The organism is Nocardiopsis sp. YSL2 (genome assembly GCF_030555055.1).
Taxonomy (GTDB): domain Bacteria; phylum Actinomycetota; class Actinomycetes; order Streptosporangiales; family Streptosporangiaceae; genus Nocardiopsis.
In genome coordinates this window covers 1,251,620-1,276,958 of the sequence record NZ_JAMOAO010000001.1, presented here as the reverse complement: position 1 = coordinate 1,276,958, position 25,339 = coordinate 1,251,620, and the positions used below count along the sequence as shown (strand labels likewise).

Sequence of the window (25,339 nt, the reverse complement as noted above, 5' to 3'; positions counted from 1 at the left end):
AGTACGACAATGTCATACGCCGAATGCTACTACGCGTCGTGACGCGCACCACCCCCGGGCGACGTACTCGTTCCTGGGACCGGCACAGTGTAGCCGCGCCTATCGGCCCTGACCTGGTCGGGTGCCGCGGTCACAGCCCTGCGGCGGCCTTGGAGATCCGCTGCGCGGCCTCGGCGACGTCGCCGTCGGTGATGTCCAGGTGGACCACGAGGCGGATGCGCGATCCGCCGCCCAGCGCGGCCACCCCGTGGTCGGCGAAGGCGTCGACGTACTCCCCGGCCCTGCCCTCGGGAGTGTCCACCAGCACCATGTTGGTGGCCGCCGCGGCCGACAGCCCGGGCAGCTCGTCGATCCGGGCGGCCAGCAGCTCCGCGCGCTCGTGGTCGGCCACGACCCGCTCGCGGTGGTGGCGCAGGGCGTACAGCGCCCCGGCCGCGATGATCCCGGCCTGGCGCATCCCGGCGCCGAGCAGTTTGCGGCCCCGGCGGGCCCGCAGAACCGTGTCGGCGTCACCGGCCAGTGCGGAGCCCACGGGCGCGCCCAGCCCCTTGGAGAAGCACACCGAGACCGTGTCGAAGCCCTCGGCGACCCGGGCCGGTGCGGCGTCCAGAGCCGCGGCGGCGTTCCACAACCGGGCGCCGTCCAGGTGGGCACGCATGCCGTGGCGGTGCGCGAACCCCGTCACCCGGCGCTGCTCCGCCAACGGCACCACCCGGCCGGTGAAGGTGTTCTCCAGCCACAGCAGGGAGGGCTCGGCCCGGTGCACGTCGCCCTGTCGGGCGCCGGCGAACCAGGACTCCAACAGCGCGTCGGAGGGTGCCACGCCCTCGGAGAACGCGCGGGGCTGGACCCGTGACAGGACAGCCGAGGCACCCTGCTCGTCGCCGATGAGGTGGTGGTGCTCGTGGGCCCACACCTCGTCGCCGCTGCGCGTGGACACGTAGAGCCCGAGCTGGTTGGCCATGTGCCCGGAGGGGACGTACAGCGCCGCCTCCGTGCCCAGCAGTGCGGCGGTCTCCTCCTCCAGCTCCCGGACGGTCGGGTCCTCGCCGAAGACGTCGTCGCCGACCTCGGCCACGGCCATCGCCCGGCGCATGGCGGGAGTGGGGCGGGTGACGGTGTCCGAGCGCAGGTCGATCATGGCGGGCTCCTTCGCGTGGGGTGCCCAACGAACATAACCGGCGGCGGTCAGTCCCCGGTGACCCGGTCCAGGGCCCGTGAGAGGGAGTGCAGGGCCGCCAGCGCCTCCTGGGCCCCCTCCACGCCCATCTCGGCCACCAGCGCGTCGGCGAACCGGGCGTGGCCGGGGCCGATCCTGCGCACGGCGGCCAGCCCCGCGTCGGTGGGTCTGAGCAGTTTGGCCCGGCTGTGCGCGGGGTTGGGCCGGTACTCGCACAGGCCCTGCTCCACCAGCACGTCGGCGATGCGCTGGACGCTCTGGCGGGAGGTGCCGAACCGGCGGGCGATGGCGGAGACCGGCTGCGGTTCGGACAGGACCGCGCCCAGGACCTGCCACCGCGCGGCCGTCAGCCCGCCCGCGCGGGCCAGTTCCTCGGCCACGGCCAGGATCTGGCCGTTGAGGCGGAAGACGCCCATCGCGGTGCCGCTGAGCAGCGCGGCGTGGTCGGCCGCGGCGGAGGCCGTGCTCACGCCTCCTCCTGCAGGACCATGTACGCCGAGGCGTCGTGCTGGCCGAACAGCCGGTGCCAGGCGTCGACGATACGGGGCTGGTGCAGGTCCAGGCGCAGGAAGATCTCCCGGGCGAACTCCACCGGCGCTGTCGGATTGGCGGTGATGAGGTCGCCGTCGGTCACGGCGAGGTCGTGGCGGTAGCGGTCGGCGCCGGAGTAGCCGGTGGCCTGGAGGTACTCCGGGACCGCACTGGTGTGGTCCCGGTGGTCGAGCAGTCCCTCGCGGGCCAGGCCGGCGGTGGCACCGCAGATGGCGGCGACCGGCACGCCCGCGTCCAGGAAGATCCCGGCGGCGGACGCGAAGGGGGCCAGCGACTCGGGTTCGATGTCCCAGCCGGTGGAGCCCGGCAGGATCAGCATGGCGCTGGCGGTGGGCTTGAGGTCGGCCAGCGTGATGTCGGGCAGCACCGTGAGACCGCCCATCGTGGTGATCGGTGCGCCGCTGAGCCCGACGGTGACGACGTCGTAGCGCCCGGGCTGGCGCTGCCAGTCCCCGGCGCGGATCTGGGACACCGCGTGCCCGATCTCCCAGTCGGCGAGCTCGTCGTAGACGGCGAGGTGGACGGTGGTGGCGGTCTCTGTGCTCATGACAACAGTCTGTCAACACGACAACATGCTGTCAAGATTCTTCGATGGAACGACGGAGCAGTGCGCGGGGGATTCATGATTCCGGAGAGGCGGGAAGCGTGGGGGCATAATGGTCCAAGTGTCGACCCCCGCACCTTTTCGGGCATCACACAATTGCAAATACCCCACGGAGAAAACCTGAGAGGTTGGCCCCCTTGCCGAGTGGAACCGGTCGTCGCTTCTTCGTCGCCATCGGTGTCTCCAGGTACCGGAACCTCCCTGAGGAGCAGCAGTTGAGCAGGGTCGGCGCGGACGTGCGCGCCGTCCGTGACCTGTTCACCGGATTCGACTACGAGCCCGTTCTGGAGGGCATGGGCGGATACGAGAGCGCGAACGACATTCGCGAGAAGATCAGGCGCTGGGTCGCGGATGTGGACCTGAAAGAAGAGGATGTGGTCGTCCTCTATTTCGCCGGTCACGGGTTCGCGCCCGACCGCGACCGGCACTATCTGTGCTGCTGGGACACCATCGAGGGGAACCCGGCCTCGACCGCTCTGGCCACCGAGGACCTGGCGCGCATCCTGTGCGAGGGGCGGCTGCGGCGGCTCCTGGTCGTCCTGGACACCTGCTCCGCCGGAGCGGGCGCCGCCGACGCGGCCGGGATCGCGCTCAACACCCTCGCCTACCGCTTCACGTCTTCGCCGGGGTCGCCGACCTCAAGCAGGTGCGGGCCTTCTTCACCGACCCCGAGATCAGGGCGGCGGCCCGCGACCGGGTCCGTGCGCGGATCGGCCCCGACACGCGACTGGTCGTCGCGCACTCGCTGGGGACCGTGGTCGCCTACGAGGCCCTGTGCGGGTCGTCGGACACCCCGGGACTGGACCTGGTGACCCTGGGGTCGCCGTTGGGGATCGCCGGGCTCATCTTCGACCGCCTCGTGCCCGCGCCGGTCCGCGGCCAGGGGGTCCGGCCCCCGGCGGTGCGCGCGTGGACCAACGTCGCGGACCGGCGCGACGTGGTCGCACTGGTCAAGGAGTTGGAACCGCTCTTCGGCGGGATCGACGACGTGCCCGTGGACAACGGGCCGAAGGCGCACGACGCCGCGCCCTACCTCACGTCCGAGGAGGTCGGCCGGGCGGACCGACCGTCGTGATCGGGCCCCGGGGAGGGATCTCCCCGGGGCCCGACGTGCGAGAACGCCTGTGGCGCGGGGGTTGCGGGTGACGCGGGTCTCAGCGAAGTAACAGATGCGAACGCGCGGCTTCACAGAAGCTCACAAATGGTATTACCATTGCCGGTGTTCGTTTCCAGCGTGGGTCAGAGCCGTGAACGCGGCGGCCACCGCTCCACCGTCCACCGGAAGGCTCCGTCGTGGAGAACTTCGAGCCCGTCTACAGCACGGGTCCCCTCCTCGGGATCGCGGCGGGCGCCATCGCGCTCCTGCTCCTGTTGATCATCCGCTTCCGACTGCACGCGTTCGTCGCGCTCGTCCTGGTCAGCGTGCTGACCGCACTCGCCACCGGCATCCCGGTCTCCGGGGTGGTGCCCACCCTCCTGGACGGCTTCGGCGGCACCCTCGCCAACGTCGCCCTCCTGGTCGGCCTGGGCGTCATGATCGGGCGCCTGCTGGAGATCACCGGTGGCGCCGCCGTCCTGGCGAGTGCCCTGATCAGGCTCTTCGGCGAGAAGCGGGCACCGCTGGCCCTCGGTGTGGCCTCGCTGCTCTTCGGCTTCCCGATCTTTTTCGACGTCGGCCTCATCGTCATGCTGCCGATCGTCTTCAGCGTGGCCCGCCGCGTGGGCGGGTCCGTGCTCATGTACGCCCTGCCCACGGCCGGCGCGTTCGCGGTCATGCACGCCTTCGTCCCGCCGCACCCCGGGCCGGTCACCGCCGCCGTGGAGATCGGCGCCGACATGGGCCTGACCCTCCTGGTCGGCCTGGTCCTGGCCATCCCGACCTGGTACCTCTCCAGCTACCTGTTCGGCCTGTGGGCGGGCCGGCGGTTCGAGCTCCCCGTGCCCGACGACATCCTGGCCGACGGCACGGTCGAGCACGAGAACCCGCCGCACCTGGGCACCGTTCTCGGTCTCCTGCTGCTGCCGATGCTGCTGATCTTCGGCAACACCGGTACCTCCACCCTCGTCGCCACCGGTGCCGTCGCCGAGGACGCCCTGTGGGTGCAGATCCTCATGCTGCTGGGCCAGACGCCCATCGCCCTGCTCGTCACGCTGCTCGCCGCGATGGTCGTGCTGAGCAGCGGCCGCTTCAGCCGCGCGCGTGTGGAGGAGATCGTCGGCGGCGCGCTCGGCCCCGTGTGCGCCATCATCCTCATCACCGGCGCGGGCGGCATGTTCGGCGGCGTCCTGCGCACCAGCGGTATCGGCGAGGCGCTCGCCGGGACCCTGGAGTCGACCGGCCTGCCCGTGATCGTCGCGGCCTTCGTCATCGCCCTGGCCCTGCGCGTGGCCCAGGGGTCGGCGACCGTCGCCCTGACCACCACCGCCGGCCTGGTCGCGCCCGCCGTGCAGGCCAGCGCCGGCCTGTCCTCGATCGACCTGGCGCTGGTCGTCGTGGCCATCGCCTGTGGCGCCACCGCGTTCTCGCACGTGAACGACTCGGGCTTCTGGCTGGTCGGCCGCTTCCTGAACATGGACGTCAAGACCACGCTCAAGACCTGGACCGTCATGGAGACGCTCATCGGCTTCGTCGGCTTCGGCCTGGCCTTCGGCGTCAGCCTGGTCGTCTAGGTCATGACGGCCGCGGGGGAGTCCACCGGTCAGGCGGACGGCGCGTCGTTCGGCGGCGCGTCGTCCTCCAGGGCGGTGGACACCTCCGTGACGATGGAGCGCATCGCGGCCTCCGCGACGTCGGGGAGCCCGTCCCGAATGGCCTGGGCCACCGCCAGGTGCAGGCGCAGCGCCTCCGGGCGCGGCGTGAGCGGCATCAGGTGGTAGGAGGTCCGCCCGACCAGGACCTCCGCGACCACCTGGGCCAGTCCGGCGAACATCTCGTTCCCGGACAGTTCGAGGATGCGGCGGTGGAAGGCGATGTCCAGTTCGAGGAAGGCCTCCAGGTCGCCCGCGCGGCCGGTGGCGGCCATCTGCTCGGCCACCACGGCCAGCCGGGCCCGCTCCTCGGCGTCTCCGTGGCGGGCGGACAGGGCGGCGGCCGCCGGTTCCACGGCGGCCCGCAGTTCGTTGAGGGAGCGCAGCTGGTCCATCCGGCCGTCACCGGCCAGCCGCCAGCGGATCAGCTGGGGGTCGAAGATGTTCCACTCGCGGCGGGGGCGCACGCGGATGCCGGTACGGGGGCGGCTGACCACGAGCCGCATCGACTCCATGACCCGGACGGCCTCGCGTGCCACCGTGCGGGAGACGCCGAAGTCCTGTTCCAGCCCCTGGAGGGTGAAGGTGTGGCCAACGGCGTACTCGTCCCCGGCGATGGCGGGCCCGAGCACCGCCAGCACCCGGTTGTGCAGCGTGCGGTGGTCTGTCGCCATCGTTCCAGTGCTCCTGTCGGCTCCGTCCTCGACCGATTCCGGCCAGTCGTCAGCCTGAAGCCTAGCCCGAAAGATTGATATCACTATTAGTGGTGCCCGTCGCACACAGGCGCTCGGGTCCACGACACGGAGAGACCATGCACTTTGTCTTCATGGGCGTCGCGGGTAGTGGGAAGACGACCGTGGCCCACAGCGTGGCCGGACGGCTCGGCCTGCCCTTCGCCGAGGCCGACGCCTTCCACCCCCGGGCCAGCATCGACAAGATGGCGGCGGGCGTGCCGCTGACCGACGCCGACCGCTGGCCGTGGCTGCGCGAGCTGGCCGCCTGGATCGCCGGGCACGACGCCCGGGGGGAGCACTCGGTGATGGCCTGTTCCGCGCTCCGGCGCGACTACCGCGACGTCCTGCGCGGCGGCGTTCCGGGTGTGCACTTCCTGCACATGGACGGCCCCGAGGACGTGATCCTCGACCGCATCGCCGCGCGCCCGGACCACTTCATGCCGCCCGCACTGCTGCGCTCGCAGTTGGACACCCTGGAACCGTTGCAGCCCGGCGAGGAGGGCGCGGTGTTCGACGTGCGCCAGGACGTGGACACCCTGGTCGAGCGGGCCCTCGGATACGTCGAGCAGCGGCTGGGGCCGGCGTTCGCCTGAGTCCCGGCCGGCGGCGACGCTCCGCATGGTGGAACGATTTCGTTACGTGTGTGCCGTGATGGGCGACTTGTGTGAGGACGGCCGACACGCGACCCTGGTCGGCATGCACGAAACCGTTTCGTCCCCCGCCCCGACCCACGCGGAGGTTCAGACCGACCAGGCCGAGACCGACGCCGCCCGGACCGACGCCGCTCAGGGCGGCACCGCCCAGGACGGTGGTGTCCGGGCGGACAAGCCCGGGAGGGCCGACGCCGCCCGGCGCGCCGCGCTCCGGATGCGGGACGGCCTCGCCTCGCTGCCCCGCGTCGACGCCGGGCGGCTCTTCGCCTCGCGCCGCGCCGGGCAGCGGCCGCCTGCGGACGTGACGCAGACCGCCGGCGTGCTCCTCGCCGCCCTTCCGGTGGGTGCGCTCCAGGCCTACATGGTGTGGTCCGTCCTGGACTCCGGTGTCCCGGACCGCTTCCTGGCGCCCATGTGGACCCTGGTGGTCGGCGCGGCCGTCGTGGGCGCCGCCCTGGCCGGCGCGGCCGTCCCCGTGCGCCGGGCCGTGCCCGCGCCGTGGTGGGCCGCCCGCGTCCTGTCCGGGGTAGCGCTGCTCGGGGCCGCCGCCGCCCTGCGGCTGGCCGCCCAGATGGCCGACACGCCCCTGATGCTGGCCGGCTTCCTCTCGGCCATGCTCGCCATCACGGCCAACATCGCCCTGTGGAGCACCCAGGTGCGCCGCTGGTGCGGGGCGGGTTCCTGAGGGCCTGCGCTTCCGCTCCCGTCGGCGGGCGCGGAACCAACATCGCCCCGCGGACCGCCACCGCGCCGCGTGGCGGGTGGTGGTCTCGGCGCACTCCCTACCGGAGGGGCGGCCGCCCCTCCGGTCCGCCGTCGGAAGCCAGCCGACCGGCGATCTCGACCGCCATGCCGTCCACGTCCTCCCAATCGCGGAAATCCCCTTCGGGCAACAGTTCGCGGCCGGCGGGCAGGCTCCGGATCGCACGTTCGGCCAGAGTCAGCCCCGACGGGTCCACCGCCCCGAAGAACACCCGGTGGCCGACCGGGCCGATGGCGTCGACGAGTTCGGGAAGCTCCTTGGGTTCGCTGGCCTGACGCAGGTCGCCGCCGTCGTCGGTGCGCTGCGCGCTGACCGGTCCGCTGCTGAAGAGCCACACCGGGCGGGAGGCCAGTAGGTCGCGGTTGTCCAGGACGAACTTCTTGGCGGCGGCGTTCCAGTGCGTGAAATAGACACTGCTGCCGACCACGAAGGCGTCGTACTCCGACACGTCCGAGACCGCGCGCACCGGCCGAACGTCGACGGCGTGCCCGTCGCGCGCCAGGCCGGTGCCGATGCGTTCGGCGATCCCGGCCGTGGCGCCGTGTTTGCTCGCATACGCGACGAGAATCCTCATCACTCCACCTCCCGTACCGGGCGGTCCGGCGTACGGTCACGGGCGTCGGCGCCGACCAGCGTGGCGATGAGCCCGGCGAAGGCGACGGCGACCTGGGCCGCCCGCTCCCGCGGCGCCCAGGGCTCCGGCTCACGCCGGGGCGGCCGTCCTGGGCGCGCCGCGCCCGCTCGCCCGGATGCCCACATGCCAGCCCCCCCCGGTGGTGCGTGGCGTCCATCGTCCTGTCCGGACACCGTACGCGGACGGGTCATGCCTGGTGAAGGGACCAAGGGCGACCGTGGAGAGGCCGTGTGTCGCGTCGGGAGGCGCCGAACGGCGCGGCGGGCGGTTCCGGCCGTGTCAGGACCCGCCCGCCCGGGAGTACTCACCCGGTTCCGTGGGCCCTCCTACTCGTCCTCGTCCCCGTCGTCCTCCTCGGCGCCGTCGGCGATGACGTGCAGCCGTGCCAGGTGCTCGCTCTCGTCCTCCCCGTGGCGGGTGACGTACAGTTCGCGCGCCTCGTCGGCGATGTCGGCGGTCTCGTCCTCGAACCCGTAGTCGACGAGGTCGTCGAGCAGGTCCAGTGTGCGGTGGAGGATGTCGCCGTCGTCCTCCTCCTCGTCCTCGGTGGCCGGGACGTGGTCGACGACGGCGGCGAGGGTCGCGGCCCTGGCCTCCTCGACAACGCTCTCGGAACCCGCCGCGGCGGTCAGGCGGATACGGGTGATGGGGTCCTCGTCGGCCACGAGCATGAGCTGCTCGGCCAGCCAGGAGGTCTCCTGGCCTTCCAGGAACGCGGTCAGGTCCGCGTCGTCAAGGGGAGTGGTCATTGCCAGATCATAGGACGCTTCCGGCCCTGGCGCGCAGGGGTGGGAGGGGGTTGGTGTGACGAATGGGAGAGAAATCATCCGATCGCGCCATTCATCCTATGAGCCGATGAAAAGAGGTTTCTGCGCGTGCGCGGAAAGTGACGGGGGTATCGCCTGGCAGGTGGTACGTGATATAGCCGCTCAGTTGGACACCATGTCGGGAAACGCGACCTATGGATCCCGGCACAGAACTGAAACGGTTGTATTAATACCCAGTCGTCTACCTTCACACCGGCGCCGAGTTCGGTCTAGGGTCCACTCAATCGACGAGGGCCACACCCCCGCCCCCCATTGAGGTGGACCATGCTCAGGAAGTCATCCCGAAAGCCGATCGCCCTGCTGGCGGCGGCTACCTCACTCGCGCTGGTGGCGACAGCGTGCGCCGAGAGTACGCGCGAAGGGGGTGGCGGTGCCGACGCCTCCGAACCCTTCGTGTTCGCGGCCGCAGGCAGCATCAGCACCCTGGACCCCTTCCTCACCAGCGATGGTGAGACCTACCGCTACAGCCGTCAGGTCTTCGAGACCCTGCTGCGCCACGAGTCGGGCGGCAGCGAGATCGTCGGCGGACTCGCCGAGGACTGGGAGCAGTCCGAGGACGGAACCGAATGGACGTTCCACCTCCGTGAGAACGTGCAGTTCCACGACGGCGACCCCCTGGACGCCGAAGCCGTCTGCGCGAATTTCGACCGCTGGCACAACCTCACCGGCGGTTACCAGAGTTCCAACAACTCCTACTACTGGCAGTCGGTGTTCGGCGGCTTCGCGGAGAACGAGGACGAGGACATCCCCGACTCGCGGTACGTTTCCTGCGAGGCCCAGGACGAGCTGACCCCGGTCATCACCATCACGGAATACTCCTCGATCTTCCCCGGCGGATTCAGCCTCGCGGCGTTCGGCCTCATGAGCCCGTCCACCCTGGAGGCCATCGCCGACCAGGAGGTCACCGGCGAGGAGGGCAACTTCACGCTCCCCGAGTACAGCCAGGTCGCCGGGACCGTGGCCGGGACCGGGCCCTTCACCGTGGAGGAGTGGGACCAGGACCAGGACGAGGTCACCCTGCAGCGCTTCGACGACTACTGGGGCGAGCCCGCGGGCTTCGAGACCATGATCCTGCGCGCCATCCCCGACGAGACGGCCCGCCGCCAGGCCCTGGAGGCCGGCGACATCCACGGGTACGACCTCGTCGCCCCCGCCGACGTGGAACCGCTGGAGGCCGCCGGCTTCCAGGTGCCCACGCGCGACGTCTTCAACGTCCTGTACATGGCCTACCAGCAGGAGGCGAACGAGGCGCTCGCCGACCTGGAGGTGCGCCAGGCCCTGGCGCACGCCGTCGACCGCCAGCGCATCGTCGACACGATCCTGCCCGCCGGCGGCGAGGTGGCCACGCAGTTCCACCCCGACACCCTCGACGGCTGGTCGCCGGACGTGCAGACCTACGACTACGACCCCGAACTGGCCGAGGAGATGCTCGCCGACGCCGGCCAGGAGGACCTGACGGTCGAGTTCTGCTACCCGTCCGACGTCACCCGCCCCTACATGCCCGCGCCGCGCGACATCTTCGACGTCATCTCCGCGGACCTGGAAGCGGTCGGCGTGACCGTGGAGCCGGTCACCTACGAGTGGGCCGACTACATCCCGCGGACCAACTCCGGCGAGTGCCCGATGTACCTGCTCGGCTGGACCGGTGACTACAACGACGCCTACAACTTCATCGGCACCTGGTTCTCCGGCTACAACAGCGAGTTCGGCTTCCGCGACGAGGACCTGTTCGAGGCCATGGAGGAGGCGAGCGGCAACCCCGACGACGCGGAGCGCACCGCCGCCTACCAGGAGCTGAACAACCAGATCATGGACATCCTGCCGGGGCTGCCCATCTCCAGCTCCCCGCCGTCCATCGCCTTCGCCGAGAACGTCAACCCGCCCGCGGTCAGTCCGCTGACCCAGGAGAACTTCTCCGAAGCCTCCTGGAAGTAGGGCGTTCCACCCCTCAGGGGAGGGCCCGGCCGGTCACCACGCGACGGCCGGGCCCGCACCCTGCACGCGGACCTGCGCGTGCCACCCGGCCCCGGGCCATCCCCGCGGACGCCGGGCCGAACCACCACCCTCCCCGACGCCACCCGCCCCATCCCGGCGGGGTGTCCGCGTCACATCGTTCTCACCACTGACGAAAGGCGGCGAAGGTGCTGCGATTCATCGTCAGGCGAGTTCTCCAGCTGATCCCGACCCTGGTCGGACTCTCGATCCTGCTGTTCGTCTGGCTGCAACGGCTCCCGGGCGGTCCGGAGTACGCCCTCCTCCCCGACGACGCGACCGACCAGCAGCGCGCCTCGCTCCGGCGCTCGCTGGGGCTGGACGAACCGCTCACCGTCCAGTACCTGTCCTTCCTGCGCCGCATCCTCCAGGGAGACCTGGGCACCTCCATCACCACCGGGCGGCCGGTCCTGGAGGAGTTCCTGACCCGCTTCCCCGCCACGTTCGAACTCGCCGTGTCGGCCATGCTCATCGCCGTCGCCGTCGGCCTGCCGCTGGGCTACCTGGCCGCCCGCCGCCGCGGGACCGTACTGGACTTCGCGGCCGTCGGCGGCTCCCTGGTCGGCATCTGCACACCGGTGTTCTTCCTGGCGTTCATCCTCAAGGTCGTCTTCGCCGAACGGCTCGGGATGTTCCCCTCGGCCTTCCGCCTCTCCCCGGGACTGAGCCGCACCAACCTCAGCGGTTTCGCCGTCCTGGACGGCCTGCGCACCGGGGAGTGGGACGTGGTCGCCGACGCGCTCGCCCACCTGGTGCTGCCGGGCCTGGCCCTGGCCTCCATCCCCCTCGCGGTCATCGTCCGCATGACCCGGGCCAGCGTGCTGGAGGTGCTGGAGGAGGACTACGTGCGCACCGCCGACGCCAAGGGCCTGCACCGCAACACCGTGCGCACAAGACACGTCATGCGCAACGCGATGCTGCCGGTGGTGACCGCCATCGGGCTGCTCACCGGCAGCCTCTTCGCCGGGGCGGTCCTCACCGAGAGCGTGTTCGCCTTCCCCGGGATCGGGTCGTTCATCTACGCGGCCACACAGGACCGCGACTACCCCGTGCTCACCGGGTTCATCCTGATCATCGCCACCGTCTACGTGTTCATCAACCTGCTCGTGGACATCTCCTACAGCCTCCTCGACCCGAGAGTGCGGGCCCAGTGATGACGACGCCACCGAGTCCTCAGAACCCCGCCGGCACCGGTACGAAGAGCGGGGACGCGCCCCTGCTGGGCCGCAAGGCCGCCAAGGTCGACCGGCTCGCCGAGCTCATGGGCGAACGCCGCGACGACGGCCACGGCGCCGGGGTCTGGCGCGAGGCCCTCACGCGCATGCGCCGCAGCCCCATGGCGATCTCCGGCGCCGCCATCGTCACGGTGTTCATCCTCGTGGCGCTCTTCTCACCGCTCATCGCCCCCTACAGCCCGACCGCGCAGACGTGGGGCGGGGAGGTCTTCCCCAACCGCAACGTCTTCGTCGGACCACGCGCGGAGAACCTCCTGGGGCTGGACAACCTCGGCCGCGACCAGTTCTCCCGCATGGTGATCGGAGCCAGGCAGACCCTGCTGGTCGGCGTGGTCGCCACCCTCGTCGGGTTCTGCGTCGGCGCCCTGCTGGGCGGTTCGGCGGGCGCCGCGGCGACCCTCGGCGGCACCTGGGGGCGCTGGCTCGACAACGTGGTCATGCGCGTCATCGACATGATGCTGGCGCTGCCCACCCTGCTGCTGGCCGTCACCGTCGCCGCGCTCATCGGCCCCAGCCTGACCACGGTCATGATCGCGGTCGGCGTCGCCCAGATCCCGATCTTCGCCCGCCTGTTGCGCGGCGCCATGATCTCCCAGGGCTCACGCGACTACGTGCTGGCCGCCCAGGCGCTGGGCGTGCGCAAGCGCCGCATCGCCCTGGCGCACATCCTGCCCAACTCCATGGGCCCGGTGATCGTCCAGAGCACCCTCACCCTGGCCACCGCCATCATCGACGCCGCGGCCCTGTCCTACCTGGGCCTGGGCAACCCGGACCCGGCCTTCCCCGAGTGGGGCACGATGCTCGCCGACGCCCAGCGGTTCCTGTCCAGCGCGCCGTCGCTGGCCGTGTACCCCGCGCTGGCCATCATCGTCACCGCCCTGGGCTTCACCCTGCTGGGTGAGGCGATGCGGGAGGCCCTCGACCCGAAGGTGAGGAAATGACCATGAGTTCCAGCACGCCGCTGCTGACGGTGGACGAGCTGTCCGTGGTGTTCCACCGCCGGGGGTCGGACGACGTCCGTGCCGTGGACGGGGTCTCCTTCACCCTGGAGGAGGGGCGGGTCACCGGCCTGGTCGGCGAGTCCGGCTGCGGCAAGAGCGTCACCTCGCTCGCCCTGATGGGACTGCTGCCCTCCCGCGGGCTCACGGTCGGCGGGTCCGCCCGCATGCGGCTGCCCGACGGCGAGACCGACCTGCTCGCCCTGTCCCCGCGCCGGATGCGCGACCTGAGGGGCGCGCAGCTGGCGATGATCTTCCAGGACCCGCTCAGCTCGCTCAACCCCGTCATCCCCATCGGCCTCCAGGTCACCGAGATCCTGCGCCGGCACCGCGGGATGCGGGGCGCCACCGCCCGCCGGGAGGCCGCCGACCTGCTGCACCGGGTGGGCATCCCCGACCCGACGCGGCGGCTCCGGGAGTACCCGCACCAGCTCTCCGGCGGGATGCGCCAGCGCGCCCTCATCGCGATGGCGGTGGCCTGCCGGCCTAAGCTGATGATCGCCGACGAGCCCACCACCGCGCTGGACGTGACCATCCAGGCCCAGATCCTGGAGCTGCTCCGCGACCTGGTCGTCGAAGAGGGCACGGCCCTGCTGATGATCACGCACGACCTGGGCGTGGTGGCGGGCCTGTGCGACGACATCAACGTGCTCTACGCGGGGCGGGCGGTGGAGGCGGCGCCCCGGGGCCCGCTCTTCGCCGAACCCACCCACCCGTACACGGTCGGGCTGCTGGGCTCCGTGCCGCGCCTGGACGCGCCGCGCGGCGAGCCGCTCACGCCCGTGCGGGGGTCGGTCAACGACAACATCGCCTGGACGGACGGGTGCGCGTTCGCGCCCCGGTGCGACCACTACACGATGGAGTGCCTGCAGGGGGCGCCCGAGCTCGTGCACGCGTCCGGGGAGCACACGCACCGGTGCGTGAACCCGCTCGAGCACGCGCGGGCGGCGGCGGACCGCACCGAACTGGAGAGCCCGGCCTCGGTCGGCGACGAGGAGGCACGCGGATGAGCCTGCTGGAGATCAAGGACCTCAAGGTCCACTTCCCGATCAAGCGCGGTGTGGTCTTCGACCGCACGGTCGGGCACGTGCGGGCGGTGGACGGGGTCAGCCTCACCATCGAACGCGGGCAGACCTACGGACTGGTCGGGGAGTCGGGCTGCGGCAAGACCACCCTCGGCCGGGCCGTGCTGCGGCTGGTCGACATCACCGAGGGCCAGGTGTGGTTCGGCGACCGGGACCTGGCGGGCCTGGACACCGAGACGATGCGCCATCAGCGCCGCAACCTGCAGATGGTCTTCCAGGATCCGCTGGGCAGCCTCAACCCGCGCCAGAACATCGGGACCATCCTGTTGGAGGGGCTCCAGGCGCACGGCATCGGCGGCCCGGGGACCGACCAGGACATGAGCCCGAAGGAACGCCGCGCCCGCACGCTCCAGGACCAGCGGGCCCGCGTGGTGGACGCGCTGGAGCGCGTGGGGCTCTCGGCCAAGGCGCTCACCCGCTACCCGCACGAGTTCTCCGGCGGCCAGCGCCAGCGCATCGGGATCGCCCGGGCCCTGGTGCTGCGCCCCGACCTGATCATCTGCGACGAGCCGGTGTCGGCGCTGGACGTGTCGATCCAGGCGCAGGTGCTCAACCTCCTGGAAGGGCTCCAGGAGGAACTCGGCCTCACCTACCTGGTCATCGCGCACGACCTCGCGGTCGTGCGGCACGTCAGCGACGTGGTCGGCGTGATGTACCTGGGCTCGCTCGTGGAGGAGGCCTCCGGGGACGACCTGTACGAGACGCCGATGCACCCCTACACGCGCTCCCTGATGTCGGCCGTGCCGGTCCCGGACCCGAAGGTGGAGGACGCCCGCGAACGCATCCTGCTGGCGGGCGACCTGCCCTCCCCGGCCGCCCCGCCCCCGGGATGCCGCTTCCACACCCGGTGCCCGTGGCGCCAGGAGGAGCGGTGCGACACCGAGCGTCCGGAGCTGCGCACGATCAGGGGGACGCACAAGGTGGCCTGCCACTACGCCGAGCAGATCCTGTCCGGCGAGATCGGCCCGAGGGAGGAGTACGCCGAGCGCATCGTGCACGGCACCGGCACCGCGTGAGGGGACCGGCGGGCCGGACGGCGGGCGGGGACCGCGCCGGATGACATCCGTCATCCCGTGTGCGACCGATTCTCACGGCCGGACGGTGACAGCCGCGGCGGGTATCACGGTCGGCGCGTGGCACCGGCGGCGGGTGCCGGTCGAGGCGGGCCGTTACCGGTGGCTGCACGTCCCCGTGTTCGCCCTGTCGGTCCCCTTCTCCCTGACCTTGGCCTCCGTCACGCTGTGGGGGCTGTTGGCCTCGTCTTTCTGACACTGGGTGACCGTCTCCCGCCTCTGTGTGGGCGGTGGGTCTCATTTCGGTGACCTGTCGCAGGTGTGACTACTGCTCCATGTGGGAATGAGGATAGGTTTTCCCCGTCCCGACCACAGGTGGCCAGGTGCCCCGCTCGCCTCGGCATCACAACAAGCAGGAGTCCCCCTGTGAGCATCTCCTTCGACGCGGGCACCGTCTGTGCCCGCTTCATGACCGGTACCGCCATCGTGGCGACCGCCGTCCTCGGCGGTTCCGCCCTGGCGTCCGCCGCTCCCGCCCCCCTCGCCCCTCCCGGTGACAACGGCACGGTGAAGATCCACTCGCCGAGCACCCCCGAGGAGGACAACCGGAACGTGCCCAAGGTCTGCGACTTCCAGATCGTGGCCTTCGGGTTCGACGCCGTCGAGGAGGTGACCTGGGAGATCGTGGCCCAGGGCGGCGGCAACCCGCACGACGCCGAGCCGGTGCTCGACGGCACCCTCGTCCTGGACGACGAGGGGGAGGGCAGCACCGAACTCCTCGACCTGGAGAACGGCCACTACCACCTGAACTGGACCTTCGAGGGCGAGAACGGCGAGGCCAAGCAGAAGGTCTTCAAGGTCGTGTGCGAGGACGAGGAGCCGGAGCCTTCCGAGGAGCCGTCGGAGCAGCCCTCCGAGGAGCCGTCCGAAGAGCCGTCGGAGCAGCCCTCCGAGGAGCCGACCGAGGAGCCCACCACCGACCCGACGGAGCCGGGCACCGAGCCCTCCGAGGAGCCGTCGGAGCCGACGGACGAGTCCTCCGACCCGGCCGAGACCGATGCTCCCACGGTTCCGGCCGACGAGAGCGGCACCCCCGGCGGCCTCCCCGTGACCGGTTCGGCCCTGGCCGCCCTGGTGGCGGCGGGAGCCGTCGCGGTCGCCGGTGGCGGCGCGGCGGTGTTCTACACCCGTAAGCGTCGCGACACCTCCGCCGACGACGACGGTTCCGCCGAGGGCTAGTCCCCGGGACCCGGCCTGAGGGGGGCGGCGCCGTCCGGCGCCGCCCCCCTTACCGTTCCCGCAGGGCCCGGCACACCCGCAGCAGGCGCTCGCGCAGAACGGCGCCGCGCTCGGCGAAGGCGCTCTGAGCCGCCATGTACTCGGCCTTGCCCTCCGCCGTCTCGATGCGGACCGGCGGATAGCCCCAGTCGGCCAGGTCGTAGGGCGAGGCCCGCATGTCCAGCACGCGGATGTCCTTCGACAGCTCGAAGCAGTCCACCACCAGCTCGGACGGTACGGCCGGGGCGAGCTTGTAGGCCCACTTGTACAGGTCCATGTTGGCGTGCAGGCACCCGGGCTGGTCCAGGTCGGCCTGGGTCTCGCGGGTGGGCCGCAGGGTGTTGCGCGGCCTGGCGGGCTCGGTGAAGAAGCGGTACGCGTCGAAGTGCGAGCACTGGATGCGGTGCGACTCCACCACCCGGTCCGTGCCCTCGTGCCCCAGTCGCAGCGGCACCTGGCCGTGGCGGACCTCCGTGGTCCGGTAGACCATCGCCCACTCGTGCAGGCCGAAACAGCCCAGGTGCGCCGGTCGGGAGGCCACCGACTCCAGCAGCCTCTCGACGAATCCCAGCACCGGCCGCGCGTCGGCGAAGGCCGCCGCGTCCAGCGCGACCGCGCCGTCGGCCTCGGTGTAGAACCGCTCCTCCAGCCGGGCGCGGGCGCCCTCCCCCAGCAGGGCCGTGCCCACACCGGGGTGCCACCTGCGCAGCTGGGACGGTTTGAGGTTGTAGTAGGTGAAGAGGAAGTCCTCCACCGGATGGCGCTCGCCCTCCCGGCGCCGCCTCAGGTGGTCGGCGACCAGTGCGTCCACGCGAGCCTCGTGCCGGCCGGCGCGTTCCCGCCACTCGGTCTCGGCGAGCGCGTTCCTGGTGATCGTCACGGCCCCCAGGGTAGGCGTCGCGCGGCCCCGGCCGGACCCCGTGCCCCGGAGCCGCACCCGGTCCGAGGACAGGGGACGCCCACGCCGGTCAGCGTCAGTTCGACTGCTGGACGGGCAGGTGGCGTCCCAGGTAGCCGATGTAGACGCGGTTGGTCGTGCCGGGCCCCAGGTGCGGATAGAAGTACAGCCGGGGGCAGATCCCGTACTCGATGTCCAGCTTGATGTGCGCGTACATGGGGACGCGTCCGCTCGGCTCCACCTCGGTGGGTACGCGGAACAGCCGCTTCTCGTTGAGCTTGCCCCGGTTGCGCACGTAGTCCGACTCCTGGGAGGCCAGCCGCTTGACCGGGATGACCTGGTAGCCGTCCGGGGTCTCCCGCAGGTAGGAGTGGAAGCCCAGTCCGCTGCCGGGGTTGTCGAACTGGTAGCGGGCGTAGTCGTTCAGGGCCAGCAGCGCCTCCCACGCGCGGGTGACCCACAGGGTCTCCTTGCGGCTGTCCTCCAGCTCGTGCACCGTGTCGTGGTCCTCGATGGTGAAGAACAGGTGCGGCAGGGCGCTGCCGTCGGTGATGCGGTCCAGCAGCTCGCGCACGGTCACCGGCGGGCGCTGCTGCGGGTCGCGGGGGGCAGGGGTGGCGGCCAGCCGGAACAGGCCCTCCTCGCGGATGCGCTCGCGCAGCCAGCGCGCCTCGAATCGCGCGGCGCGCAGCTGTTCGCGGGCCGTCTCGACCTCCTCGGCGAGGTCGGCGGTCTCGGCCAGCAGCTCCTGGCGCTCCTCGGACAGCTCCGCGATCCGCGTGCTCTGGCGTTTGACCTCCTCGCGCAGCCGCTGGGTGAGCTGTTCCTGCGCGTCGCGCTCGTGGACCGAGGCGAGGCCGCCGGCGGCCGTGTCCCCGGAGGGGTGGCGTGCGGAGGGTATGCGGCCGTGGCCGCCGTTGCCGTTCGTGCCGCCGTTGCGGCCCGGAGCGCCGGACGGTCCGCGGTCGGCGCGGCTCAGTGCCCGCAGGCGCAGGTCCGTCGTCTCCTCGGCCAACAGCGCGTCCACCGCGGCCAGCGGAGGGGGCAGGCCCGCCTCCAGCGCGGTCTCGCGCACCCGCCGGGAGAGCGCGGCGCCCACCCAGTTGCGGATGCGGTCGCCTTCGCGTGCGGTGTCGAGCGTCGCGGGGCTCATCCGGGGATGGCGCGGGTGGTCGCTCTCGTCCGCCACGTCCACGCCCGGTAAGAACGTACGGACGCCGCCCGTGGGGATGTCCAGGCCCCGGGGGAGCAGGGCGCCCACGCGCTCGAGGGCGGCGGCGTCGAGTACGTACCCGGCGCACATGCCCGTGGACCGGGCCAGTGCGCCCGCCATCGCCTCGCGCCAGCCGGCGACGGTGACGTCGCGGGGCGTGCCCGTGGCCACCACGGCCAGGCGGCGGTCGGGCGCGCGGATCGCCGACACCAGCGTGTCCACCAGCGCGTCGTCGCGACCGCGCACGATCCGCGGTCCGGCGGGGAGCGGTTGGGCGCCGTCACGCGCGGCGACCTCCTGCAGGAGCATCCGCGCGGCCTCGGGCGGCATCACGTCCAGGCGCGGGTGGTCGGCCGGGGACTCCTCGCGCGGCGCGGGGTCGACCGTCATGTCGATCCACAGGTGCTGTCCGGGGGAGAGCTCGGGGTCGACGACCACCGAGGCGATGGTCCGCCACACGCCGTCCGGCTTGTCGGACTCGGTCGTGAGCCGGAGGAAGGTCAGCCCCTCCTCTGGATTGTCGTGCCGTACGACGAGGGCACGGGAGCGGTTGCTCAGCTCGTAGTGGCCCGAGCGGGTGAAGTCCACGCGGGCGCCCGAGTTGCCGCGCTTGCTCAACCAGCGCGAGAAGACCGCAGACGCCGCGGCGACGAGGTCGCCGTCGTCCTCCGGGACCGAGGCGAGCGTGCGGTACACAAGCGGCAATGAGCACCCCTGGACGTTGTCGGCGGACCGTGGTCGGGCCCGTTTGTGCTGGCCGAACCCTCATCCACCACTCTGGATGAAGGACAGCGCTCACGCCAGTCGGTTGACCCGAACAACCTGTGCGCGTCTTCGGGTGACGCCACCGCCCCGCGGCGGTGACCACGGGGCACGTGACCGGTGACGCCCCCGGTCGGATGCCCCCCGCGTGCCGCAGGCCCTGCGCCAGAGTGGCCAACTCCCGCTCCGAGGTTGGCAATCGTGGACAAAGCGGCCCCCGGCCGCGGGGGCTAGCGTCACTGCCATGACTACGCGCCCGTTCTGGCTGGCCGGCACCGCCGCGACCGGCGACACCGAGATGACCGTCGTCAACCCCTACACGGGGCGGACCGCGGGTACGGTCGCCGTACCCTCCGTCGCCCAGATCGAGGAGGCCGTCGCCGCGGCCCACGCGGTCTCCCCGGAGGCCGCGGCCCTGCCCGCGCACGTGCGGGCCGACGCGCTCGACCACGTCTCCCGGCGCCTGGCCGAACGCGCCGAGGAGATCGCCCAGACCATCACCGCCGAGAGCGGAAAGCCGATCAAGTGGGCGCGGGCCGAGGCGGGCCGCGCGGTCTCGGTCTTCCGGTGGGCGGCCGAGGAGTCCCGACGCGACAGCGGCGAGCTCCAGCGCCTGGACACCGACCCCGGCGGCACCGGTCGCATGGCGCTGGTGCGCCGCGTGCCCCAGGGCCCGGTGCTGGGCATCTCCCCGTTCAACTTCCCGCTCAACCTGGTGGCGCACAAGATCGCCCCGGCCATCGCGGTCGGCGCGCCCATCATCCTCAAGCCCGCGCCCGCGACGCCGATGACCGCCCTGATCCTCGGGGAGATCATCGCGGAGACCGCCCTGCCCGGCGGCATGGTGTCGGTCCTGCCGATGCCCAACGACCGCGCCGCCGCGCTGCTCACCGACGAGCGCCTCCCGGTCATCTCCTTCACCGGCGGCCAGTTCGGGTGGGAGCTCCAGAAGCTCGCCCCGCACAAGCACGTCACCCTGGAGCTGGGCGGCAACGCCGCCGCCGTCGTGCTCGACGACGCCGACCTGTACTGGGCGGCCGGGCGCGTGGCGCTGTTCGGCAACAACCAGGCGGGCCAGGTGTGCATCGGCGTCCAGCGCGTCGTGGTCACCGACGCCGTCCACGACGAGTTCGTCTCCCGCCTGGTGGACGCGGTCGAGGCGCTCGGTGTGGGCGACCCCGCCGACCCCGCCACGGACGTGGGCCCCCTGGTCGACGAGGGCGCGGCCGTTCGCGTGGCCGCGTGGATCGACGAGGCCGTCGCCGCGGGCGCCAAGCTGCGGACCGGCGGTACGCGCGACGGCGTCACCGTGGCGCCCACCGTCCTCACCGACGTGCCCGCCGACGCCAAGGTCGTGCGCGAGGAGGTGTTCGGCCCCGTGCTGGTGGTGCAGCGGGTGTCGGGCACCGACGAGGCCTTCGCCACCGTCAACGACAGTGACTTCGGCCTCCAGGCGGGCGTGTTCACCCGGGACCTGCGGACCGCGTTCCGGGCCCACCGCGAACTGGAGGTCGGCGGCGTGATCATCGGCGACGTGCCGACCTTCCGCGCCGACCAGATGCCCTACGGCGGTGTCGGCAAGTCGGGCGTGGGCAAGGAGGGCGTGCGCGCGGCGATGACCGACCTGACCTACGAGCGGGTCCTGGTGCTCACCGGGATCGACCTGTAGGCCCGGGAGCCGCCGGCCCCTCAGGTGCGCTCCCTCCTCGGGAGCGCACCTGTCCGGTCCTTCAGAACCCCGCCGGCGCCCTCGCGCCGCTCGCTCGGCCGGGCGCGCCCGGCCGAGCGGCCTACAGGCGTTCGGCGTGCTCGAACACGCGATGGGCCGCGGACCCGAGCCGCGGCCCGTACTGCGTGCTCCTGTCGCTCGCGTACTTGAAGCTCACGACCGAGGAGATCGTGCCGCGGCCCGTCCCCGTGTCGAAACCGGAGAACCACGGGCCGCCGCTGGAGCCCTGGGTCATCGTGCAGCCGACGCCGTTGGCGGTCGTGCCGCCGGTGTCGGGCGTGGTCCGGCCCGAGCAGTAGTGCAGGTCACGACCGTCGAACGGGGAGGCGGCCGGGTACCCGAACGTGTACACCTGCACGCCGTCGCGCACGCGCTCCTCGGTCCAGGTGTCGAACGCGATCCGCTGTGCGCCGACGGCCTCCTGCACGGTCCGGCCGTCCCGGGTGTTGAGCACCGCCATGGCGAAGTCGTAGCTGTCGTCGGCCTCGCGGTCCCAGCGCGGCGCGACCAGCAGGTCGCGCGCGGTGTAGCGGCCGTGCGGGGACGCGCCGTCGGCGTAACCGGGCACGAACGTCCAGTTCTTCGCCCATGAGCCGCGGCCGTCCTTGGCGCAGTGCCCGGCGGTGACCAGCGTGCTCCGGTTGTCCGAGTCCACGACCGACGCCGAGCACGTGAAGTCGCGCCCGTCCATCGTGAGGAAGACCTTTCCGGTCGTCCGGGCCACCAGGCCGCCGGCGGTCCAGCGCTCACCGGTGCTGTCGGGGTGCGGTGCCGCCTGCGGCTCGGCCTCGGCGCGCTCCGAGAGCTGGAGGGCGTCCTCCACGAGGTCGACGGCGGCCATGCTGATCGGCTGGGCCGCCGCCATGCGGTCGACCGTCCAGTAGTCGAGTACCGCGCGGCGCTCGGCGTCGGTGACGGCGGCCGCCTGGTGCGACACCCCGTCCGCCCGCGACAGCGCCTCGCGGTCGGGGGCCTCCTCGGTGGAGGACACCGTCCGGGTGAGGGCGGAGGCGGGGGAGGGGAGCCGGTCGGCGGCGGCCGTGCCGCCGAGCAGGACCGCCGCGGCGGCGAGGCACGCCAGGATCTTGGGAGTGGTGGGCACATTCATGCGCCCGATACTTGCATACTTTGAGTAACCCAAAGACTACTTTGGGTTTGTGTCTGTGCTTCGTGGGAACGAGGCGGCCGGACGGCGCGGCGGGAGTCGCGTCGCCCGGCCGCCGTCCAGGGGGCCGGTGCCGGTCGGGGCCGGGGCGGGCCGGGTCAGGCGAGCGGGATCGTGACCTGCGTCGGTGCCTGCGCCGGGGAGGTCACCGTGACACGGTGGCCGATCCGGCTCTCGCTGTCGTAGCGGTAGTCCTTGCTGTCCACCACCACCGCGAGGCGGTGTCCGGCCGGCACGTCCCACACCACAGGCTGGAGGTCCGCGCGCACCGTCACGGGCTCGCCCGGCACGGCGTCGCGCAGGGTGTGGGGGGTGTGCGACACCAGCGATCCGGTGCCGCCGCCGTCGATGGCGTACAGGTACACGAACACCGACTGGTCCGGCGCGGTCGGCGTCAGCGTGAACACCGCCTCGGGCGTGCCCGCCACGCGCGCGCCGTCCGGGAAGCGCGGGCTGGTCCACACGGCGGCCCGGTAGCGGTCGATCAGGGGCAGCGAGACCCCGGTCGGCACGTCGAAGAACTGCTGGAGGGCCCCGGAGAGCAGCACCGTGCCGCTCTGGGCGGTCGTGCCGATGCCGGTGCGGAACCGGTAGCCCCAGTCGGTCGAGGGCTCGGGCTCCATGTTCCCGCTGCTCTGCCAGCGGAACCAGTGGGTGCTCGGGCGGTCCAGGTAGTAGGTCTCGGTGGAGCCGGTCACCGAGGGCCAGTCGGGATGGGTGGTCCAGCCGCCGCGTCCGTTGTTGGGCCGCACGTGGACCGGGTCGTCGGTGGCGACGGCGTTGGCCTCGCCCTTGAGGTGGTGGTCGAACCAGTCGCCCACGGAGGCCCAGATCTCGTTGGGCAGGCCGACCGCGCCGAACGCCTCCTGGGTGGCGTGGTCGCCGGGGGCCAGCATGAGCCGCTTGGGGCCCTCCAGCGCCTCGTAGAAGTCGGTGATCTGTCCGGGAGGGAAGATGCCGTCGTTCCACGCGTTGGCGAGCATGACGGCGGTGCCGTTGGCGTTGATGCTGTCGACCTTGGTGGCCACGGAACGGTCGGGGGCCAGGTCCAGGGCCGGCTGGATGTTCCCGTTCCGGTACTCCCGCTCCATCTCCCGCAGGCTCTCGCCGGGGCGCCCGGTGAGGTTTCCGGCCAGCAGCAGCAGCTCGGCGGCCTGCTCGTTGACGGTGGCCTCGGGGTAGAGGGAGGCGGCCAGGTCGGTCCACCCGCTGAGCGCGGCCACCGCGCGCACGCGGTCGTCCTCGGCGGCGGTCAGCAGGCTGATGCCGCCGCCGTAGGAGATGCCGCCCATGCCGATCCGCTCGGGGTCGGCGTCGGTGTTCTCCAGCGCCCAGTCGATGACGGCACTGGCGTCGGCGCGGTCCTCGGGGCCGGCCACCTCGATCTCGCCGCCGGAGTCGTAGAAGCCGCGGGAGGTGTAGGCGATCACCTGGTAGCCGGACTCGTGGGCGAGCCGGTGGGCGGCGCCGACGTAGATCAGGTTGGGGGTGCCCCAGGCGGAGGGCATGACCAGCAGCGGGTGCGGGCCCTCCACGCCGGTGGGGGTGAATACCTTGGCCTGGAGCTCGGCGCCGCCGTGGCCGGTGATCGTCTCGTGGGTGACCGTGGCGCCGACCGCCGCGGCGGCGGGTGCGGCGGGCAGCAGCACGGCGGTCAGCAGTGCGGCCAGGGCGCCGGCGAGCAGGCGCGCGAGGGTGCGCGCGGGCCCGCGGGCGGGCGGTGGGGTCCGGGGGTCGGGCACGGGCGGAGGAAGGGGCGCGGAGTGCATGCGGCGGGACCTCGGGGGGTGGGGGACGGGGGAGGGAATCCCGAGGGCGTCGCGCCCCGCCGTCGGGAGGTCGGTTGCTTAACTCGCCAGTAACCTACTCACGGGTCAAGTTAAGTGACCGCCGCCGACTTGTAAAGCCCTCCGTGCCCGTCCTGGAGGAACGGTTCCCGGGCGGCCGTCGCCGTCCCGGAGCACCGCCCCGGCCCGCTCCGCGGTTGTCCACAGGCGGTCGGCGGGAGCCGCGCGCGTGCGGAACAATGAGGGCGTGCGAGAAGAACAGCAGCGAACAGTAGTGATCCTCGGCTCCACCGGATCCATCGGGACCCAGGCCGTCGACATCGTCCAGCGCAATCCGGGGCGCTTCCGGGTCGTCGGGCTCGCCGCGGGCGGCGGCCGGGTGGACCTGCTCGCCAAACAGGCGGCCGATCTCGGTGTCGGAACCGTCGCGGTGGCCGACCCCGAACGCGCGGCCGAGCTGGCCGCGGCGCTGTCGGGGCACGGCAGCGACGCCACCGTGCTGGCCGGGGCCGACGGTGTCGCCGAGCTGGCCGGATCCGCGTGCGACGTCGTCCTCAACGGCATCACGGGGGCGCTGGGCCTGGAGTCCACCCTCGCCGCCCTGTGGGCCGGCCGCCGGCTCGCGCTGGCCAACAAGGAGTCCCTCATCATCGGCGGTCCGCTGGTGCGCGATCTGGCCGCACCCGGCCAGATCGTCCCGGTCGACTCCGAGCACTACGCCCTGGCCCAGTGCTTCCCCTACCTGCCCGAGGGTGAGCTGGGCAGCCTCGCCCAGGGCCACGTGCACGCCCGCCGCGACGAGGTGCGCCGCCTGGTCGTCACCGCCAGCGGAGGGCCCTTCCGCGGCCGCACCCGCCGCGACCTGGCCGACGTCGCGCCCGAGGACGCCCTGCGGCACCCCACGTGGAGCATGGGCCCGGTCATCACGGTCAACTCCGCGACCCTGGTCAACAAGGGCCTGGAGGTCATCGAGGCCCACCTTCTGTTCGACATGCCGCTGGACCGCATCGACGTCGTCGTGCACCCGCAGTCCATCGTCCACTCGATGGTGGAGTACGTGGACGGGTCCACCATCGCCAAGGCCAGCCCGCCCAGCATGATGATCCCGATCGCCTACGGCCTGGGCGCTCCCGACCGGGTCCCCGGTGCCGCTCCCGGACTGGACTGGACCACCGCCCAGAACTGGACCTTCGAGCCGCTGGACCACGAGGCCTTCCCCGCGGTCCGGCTGGCGTGCGAGGTCGGAGCGGAGGGCGGGACCGCGCCCGCGGTCTACAACGCCGCCAACGAGGAGGCGGTCGACGCCTTCCTGAAGGGAAACCTCGCGTTCCCGGCCATCATGGACACTGTGGCACGGGTAGTCTCGGATCACCAGCGGGCGGGGCAACGGGGGCCGTCGCCCTCGGAGCTGACCCTCGGCGACGTGTACGCCGCTGACAGCTGGGCCCGGGCCCGCGCACACGAGCTGCTCGCGGGTTAGGTCCCCAAC

General features: G+C 72.1%; 25 protein-coding genes. 14 read left to right on the top strand and 11 right to left on the bottom strand.

Annotation, left to right across the window (positions count from 1 at the left end):
* Nucleotides 1-130 precede the first annotated feature (130 nt).
* Genes M1P99_RS05485 through M1P99_RS05475 form a run of 3 tightly spaced genes read right to left on the bottom strand, consistent with a single transcriptional unit; the run spans nucleotide 131 to nucleotide 2,279 of the window.
* A complete protein-coding gene (locus M1P99_RS05485; RefSeq protein WP_304451587.1) occupies nucleotides 131-1,141 on the bottom strand; it encodes a low specificity L-threonine aldolase in 1,011 nt (336 codons plus the stop codon).
* 47 nt (nucleotides 1,142-1,188) lie between these two features.
* Nucleotides 1,189-1,596: a MarR family winged helix-turn-helix transcriptional regulator gene (locus M1P99_RS05480; RefSeq protein WP_304455585.1), complete on the bottom strand. Its 408-nt coding sequence runs from the start codon at nucleotides 1,594-1,596 to the stop codon at nucleotides 1,189-1,191.
* A gap of 50 nt (nucleotides 1,597-1,646) precedes the next feature.
* Nucleotides 1,647-2,279 (bottom strand): type 1 glutamine amidotransferase family protein, encoded by a 633-nt coding sequence (locus M1P99_RS05475; RefSeq protein ID WP_304451586.1) that lies wholly within the window; start codon nucleotides 2,277-2,279, stop codon nucleotides 1,647-1,649.
* A gap of 194 nt (nucleotides 2,280-2,473) precedes the next feature.
* On the opposite strand from M1P99_RS05475, the gene M1P99_RS05470 reads away from it, so the two are divergent.
* The 3 genes from M1P99_RS05470 (at nucleotide 2,474) to M1P99_RS05460 (ending at nucleotide 5,006) form a co-directional block, all read left to right on the top strand.
* Nucleotides 2,474-3,148 carry a caspase family protein gene (locus M1P99_RS05470; protein WP_304451585.1) on the top strand — a complete coding sequence of 225 codons (675 nt, stop codon included), beginning with the start codon at nucleotides 2,474-2,476 and terminating at the stop codon, nucleotides 3,146-3,148.
* A complete protein-coding gene (locus M1P99_RS05465) occupies nucleotides 3,145-3,411 on the top strand; it encodes a hypothetical protein (RefSeq protein WP_304451584.1) in 267 nt (88 codons plus the stop codon). The genes M1P99_RS05470 and M1P99_RS05465 overlap by 4 nt, the downstream gene beginning before the upstream one ends.
* Nucleotides 3,412-3,629: 218 nt before the next feature.
* Nucleotides 3,630-5,006: a GntP family permease gene (locus M1P99_RS05460; protein WP_304451583.1), complete on the top strand. Its 1,377-nt coding sequence runs from the start codon at nucleotides 3,630-3,632 to the stop codon at nucleotides 5,004-5,006.
* Nucleotides 5,007-5,035: 29 nt separating this feature from the next.
* On the opposite strand, the gene M1P99_RS05455 is transcribed toward M1P99_RS05460, so the two are convergent.
* On the bottom strand, nucleotides 5,036-5,758 hold the full coding sequence (locus M1P99_RS05455) for a FadR/GntR family transcriptional regulator (protein ID WP_304451582.1): 723 nt from the start codon (nucleotides 5,756-5,758) through the stop codon (nucleotides 5,036-5,038).
* Between the two features lie 137 nt (nucleotides 5,759-5,895).
* Between M1P99_RS05455 and M1P99_RS05450 the strand changes: the two genes are divergently transcribed.
* Nucleotides 5,896-6,411 carry a gluconokinase gene (locus M1P99_RS05450; RefSeq protein WP_304451581.1) on the top strand — a complete coding sequence of 172 codons (516 nt, stop codon included), beginning with the start codon at nucleotides 5,896-5,898 and terminating at the stop codon, nucleotides 6,409-6,411.
* A 103-nt stretch (nucleotides 6,412-6,514) separates the two neighbouring features.
* Nucleotides 6,515-7,156: a hypothetical protein gene (locus M1P99_RS05445; protein ID WP_304451580.1), complete on the top strand. Its 642-nt coding sequence runs from the start codon at nucleotides 6,515-6,517 to the stop codon at nucleotides 7,154-7,156.
* A 97-nt stretch (nucleotides 7,157-7,253) separates the two neighbouring features.
* On the opposite strand, the gene M1P99_RS05440 is transcribed toward M1P99_RS05445, so the two are convergent.
* The 3 genes from M1P99_RS05440 to M1P99_RS05430 all read right to left on the bottom strand — a co-directional run bounded on the left by M1P99_RS05440 (nucleotide 7,254) and on the right by M1P99_RS05430 (nucleotide 8,617).
* Entirely contained in the window at nucleotides 7,254-7,808 is a 555-nt protein-coding gene (locus M1P99_RS05440; RefSeq protein ID WP_304451579.1) for a flavodoxin domain-containing protein, read from the bottom strand.
* Entirely contained in the window at nucleotides 7,808-7,993 is a 186-nt protein-coding gene (locus tag M1P99_RS05435; protein ID WP_304451578.1) for a hypothetical protein, read from the bottom strand. Before M1P99_RS05435 ends, M1P99_RS05440 begins: the two co-directional genes overlap by 1 nt.
* 201 nt (nucleotides 7,994-8,194) lie before the next feature.
* Nucleotides 8,195-8,617, bottom strand: coding sequence for a hypothetical protein (locus M1P99_RS05430; RefSeq protein WP_304451577.1), 423 nt, complete (start codon nucleotides 8,615-8,617; stop codon nucleotides 8,195-8,197).
* A 342-nt stretch (nucleotides 8,618-8,959) separates the two neighbouring features.
* On the opposite strand from M1P99_RS05430, the gene M1P99_RS05425 reads away from it, so the two are divergent.
* The 7 genes from M1P99_RS05425 to M1P99_RS05395 all read left to right on the top strand — a co-directional run bounded on the left by M1P99_RS05425 (nucleotide 8,960) and on the right by M1P99_RS05395 (nucleotide 16,257).
* Nucleotides 8,960-10,630, top strand: a complete 1,671-nt coding sequence (locus tag M1P99_RS05425; protein WP_304451576.1) for an ABC transporter substrate-binding protein — start codon at nucleotides 8,960-8,962, stop codon at nucleotides 10,628-10,630.
* A gap of 206 nt (nucleotides 10,631-10,836) precedes the next feature.
* Nucleotides 10,837-11,841: an ABC transporter permease gene (locus M1P99_RS05420; protein WP_304451575.1), complete on the top strand. Its 1,005-nt coding sequence runs from the start codon at nucleotides 10,837-10,839 to the stop codon at nucleotides 11,839-11,841.
* Complete coding sequence (locus tag M1P99_RS05415) at nucleotides 11,841-12,863, top strand: ABC transporter permease (RefSeq protein WP_304451574.1); 1,023 nt, start codon at nucleotides 11,841-11,843, stop codon at nucleotides 12,861-12,863. Before M1P99_RS05420 ends, M1P99_RS05415 begins: the two co-directional genes overlap by 1 nt.
* 2 nt (nucleotides 12,864-12,865) lie before the next feature.
* Nucleotides 12,866-13,930: an ABC transporter ATP-binding protein gene (locus M1P99_RS05410; protein ID WP_304451573.1), complete on the top strand. Its 1,065-nt coding sequence runs from the start codon at nucleotides 12,866-12,868 to the stop codon at nucleotides 13,928-13,930.
* A complete protein-coding gene (locus tag M1P99_RS05405; RefSeq protein WP_304451572.1) occupies nucleotides 13,927-15,021 on the top strand; it encodes an ABC transporter ATP-binding protein in 1,095 nt (364 codons plus the stop codon). The genes M1P99_RS05410 and M1P99_RS05405 overlap by 4 nt, the downstream gene beginning before the upstream one ends.
* Nucleotides 15,022-15,106: 85 nt before the next feature.
* Entirely contained in the window at nucleotides 15,107-15,274 is a 168-nt protein-coding gene (locus M1P99_RS05400) for a hypothetical protein (RefSeq protein WP_304455851.1), read from the top strand.
* A 170-nt stretch (nucleotides 15,275-15,444) separates the two neighbouring features.
* Nucleotides 15,445-16,257 carry an LPXTG cell wall anchor domain-containing protein gene (locus M1P99_RS05395; protein ID WP_304451571.1) on the top strand — a complete coding sequence of 271 codons (813 nt, stop codon included), beginning with the start codon at nucleotides 15,445-15,447 and terminating at the stop codon, nucleotides 16,255-16,257.
* Between the two features lie 49 nt (nucleotides 16,258-16,306).
* Here M1P99_RS05395 and M1P99_RS05390 read toward each other — a convergent pair whose 3' ends face one another.
* Together M1P99_RS05390 and M1P99_RS05385 are read right to left on the bottom strand one after the other, a co-directional pair.
* Complete coding sequence (locus M1P99_RS05390; RefSeq protein WP_304451570.1) at nucleotides 16,307-17,176, bottom strand: 3-methyladenine DNA glycosylase; 870 nt, start codon at nucleotides 17,174-17,176, stop codon at nucleotides 16,307-16,309.
* A 94-nt stretch (nucleotides 17,177-17,270) separates the two neighbouring features.
* The gene (locus M1P99_RS05385) at nucleotides 17,271-19,112 is read right to left on the bottom strand and encodes a hypothetical protein (protein WP_304451569.1); all 1,842 of its coding nucleotides are present in this window, start codon (nucleotides 19,110-19,112) and stop codon (nucleotides 17,271-17,273) included.
* Nucleotides 19,113-19,413: 301 nt separating this feature from the next.
* On the opposite strand from M1P99_RS05385, the gene M1P99_RS05380 reads away from it, so the two are divergent.
* Nucleotides 19,414-20,838 carry an aldehyde dehydrogenase family protein gene (locus M1P99_RS05380; RefSeq protein WP_304451568.1) on the top strand — a complete coding sequence of 475 codons (1,425 nt, stop codon included), beginning with the start codon at nucleotides 19,414-19,416 and terminating at the stop codon, nucleotides 20,836-20,838.
* 121 nt (nucleotides 20,839-20,959) lie between these two features.
* Here the strand turns inward: M1P99_RS05380 and M1P99_RS05375 are convergent, their stop codons facing one another.
* Together M1P99_RS05375 and M1P99_RS05370 are read right to left on the bottom strand one after the other, a co-directional pair.
* On the bottom strand, nucleotides 20,960-22,006 hold the full coding sequence (locus M1P99_RS05375; protein WP_304451567.1) for a serine protease: 1,047 nt from the start codon (nucleotides 22,004-22,006) through the stop codon (nucleotides 20,960-20,962).
* 155 nt (nucleotides 22,007-22,161) lie between these two features.
* The gene (locus tag M1P99_RS05370; protein ID WP_304451566.1) at nucleotides 22,162-23,832 is read right to left on the bottom strand and encodes a CocE/NonD family hydrolase; all 1,671 of its coding nucleotides are present in this window, start codon (nucleotides 23,830-23,832) and stop codon (nucleotides 22,162-22,164) included.
* Between the two features lie 292 nt (nucleotides 23,833-24,124).
* Between M1P99_RS05370 and dxr the strand changes: the two genes are divergently transcribed.
* On the top strand, nucleotides 24,125-25,330 hold the full coding sequence (gene dxr / locus M1P99_RS05365) for a 1-deoxy-D-xylulose-5-phosphate reductoisomerase (RefSeq protein WP_304455584.1): 1,206 nt from the start codon (nucleotides 24,125-24,127) through the stop codon (nucleotides 25,328-25,330).
* Nucleotides 25,331-25,339: the final 9 nt, after the last annotated feature.

Bases quoted from the DNA above. Each gene is read 5' to 3' on its own strand.
- M1P99_RS05485 (WP_304451587.1), bottom strand. From the start codon at position 1,141: ATGATCGACCTGCGCTCGGACACCGTCACCCGCCCCACTCCCGCCATG.
- M1P99_RS05480 (WP_304455585.1), bottom strand. From the start codon at position 1,596: ATGGGCGTCTTCCGCCTCAACGGCCAGATCCTGGCCGTGGCCGAGGAA.
- M1P99_RS05475 (WP_304451586.1), bottom strand. From the start codon at position 2,279: ATGAGCACAGAGACCGCCACCACCGTCCACCTCGCCGTCTACGACGAG.
- M1P99_RS05455 (WP_304451582.1), bottom strand. From the start codon at position 5,758: ATGGCGACAGACCACCGCACGCTGCACAACCGGGTGCTGGCGGTGCTC.
- M1P99_RS05450 (WP_304451581.1), top strand. From the start codon at position 5,896: ATGCACTTTGTCTTCATGGGCGTCGCGGGTAGTGGGAAGACGACCGTG.
- M1P99_RS05445 (WP_304451580.1), top strand. From the start codon at position 6,515: ATGCACGAAACCGTTTCGTCCCCCGCCCCGACCCACGCGGAGGTTCAG.
- M1P99_RS05440 (WP_304451579.1), bottom strand. From the start codon at position 7,808: ATGAGGATTCTCGTCGCGTATGCGAGCAAACACGGCGCCACGGCCGGG.
- M1P99_RS05435 (WP_304451578.1), bottom strand. From the start codon at position 7,993: ATGTGGGCATCCGGGCGAGCGGGCGCGGCGCGCCCAGGACGGCCGCCC.
- M1P99_RS05430 (WP_304451577.1), bottom strand. From the start codon at position 8,617: ATGACCACTCCCCTTGACGACGCGGACCTGACCGCGTTCCTGGAAGGC.
- M1P99_RS05425 (WP_304451576.1), top strand. From the start codon at position 8,960: ATGCTCAGGAAGTCATCCCGAAAGCCGATCGCCCTGCTGGCGGCGGCT.
- M1P99_RS05415 (WP_304451574.1), top strand. From the start codon at position 11,841: ATGACGACGCCACCGAGTCCTCAGAACCCCGCCGGCACCGGTACGAAG.
- M1P99_RS05410 (WP_304451573.1), top strand. From the start codon at position 12,866: ATGAGTTCCAGCACGCCGCTGCTGACGGTGGACGAGCTGTCCGTGGTG.
- M1P99_RS05405 (WP_304451572.1), top strand. From the start codon at position 13,927: ATGAGCCTGCTGGAGATCAAGGACCTCAAGGTCCACTTCCCGATCAAG.
- M1P99_RS05380 (WP_304451568.1), top strand. From the start codon at position 19,414: ATGACTACGCGCCCGTTCTGGCTGGCCGGCACCGCCGCGACCGGCGAC.
- M1P99_RS05375 (WP_304451567.1), bottom strand. From the start codon at position 22,006: ATGAATGTGCCCACCACTCCCAAGATCCTGGCGTGCCTCGCCGCCGCG.
- M1P99_RS05370 (WP_304451566.1), bottom strand. From the start codon at position 23,832: ATGCACTCCGCGCCCCTTCCTCCGCCCGTGCCCGACCCCCGGACCCCA.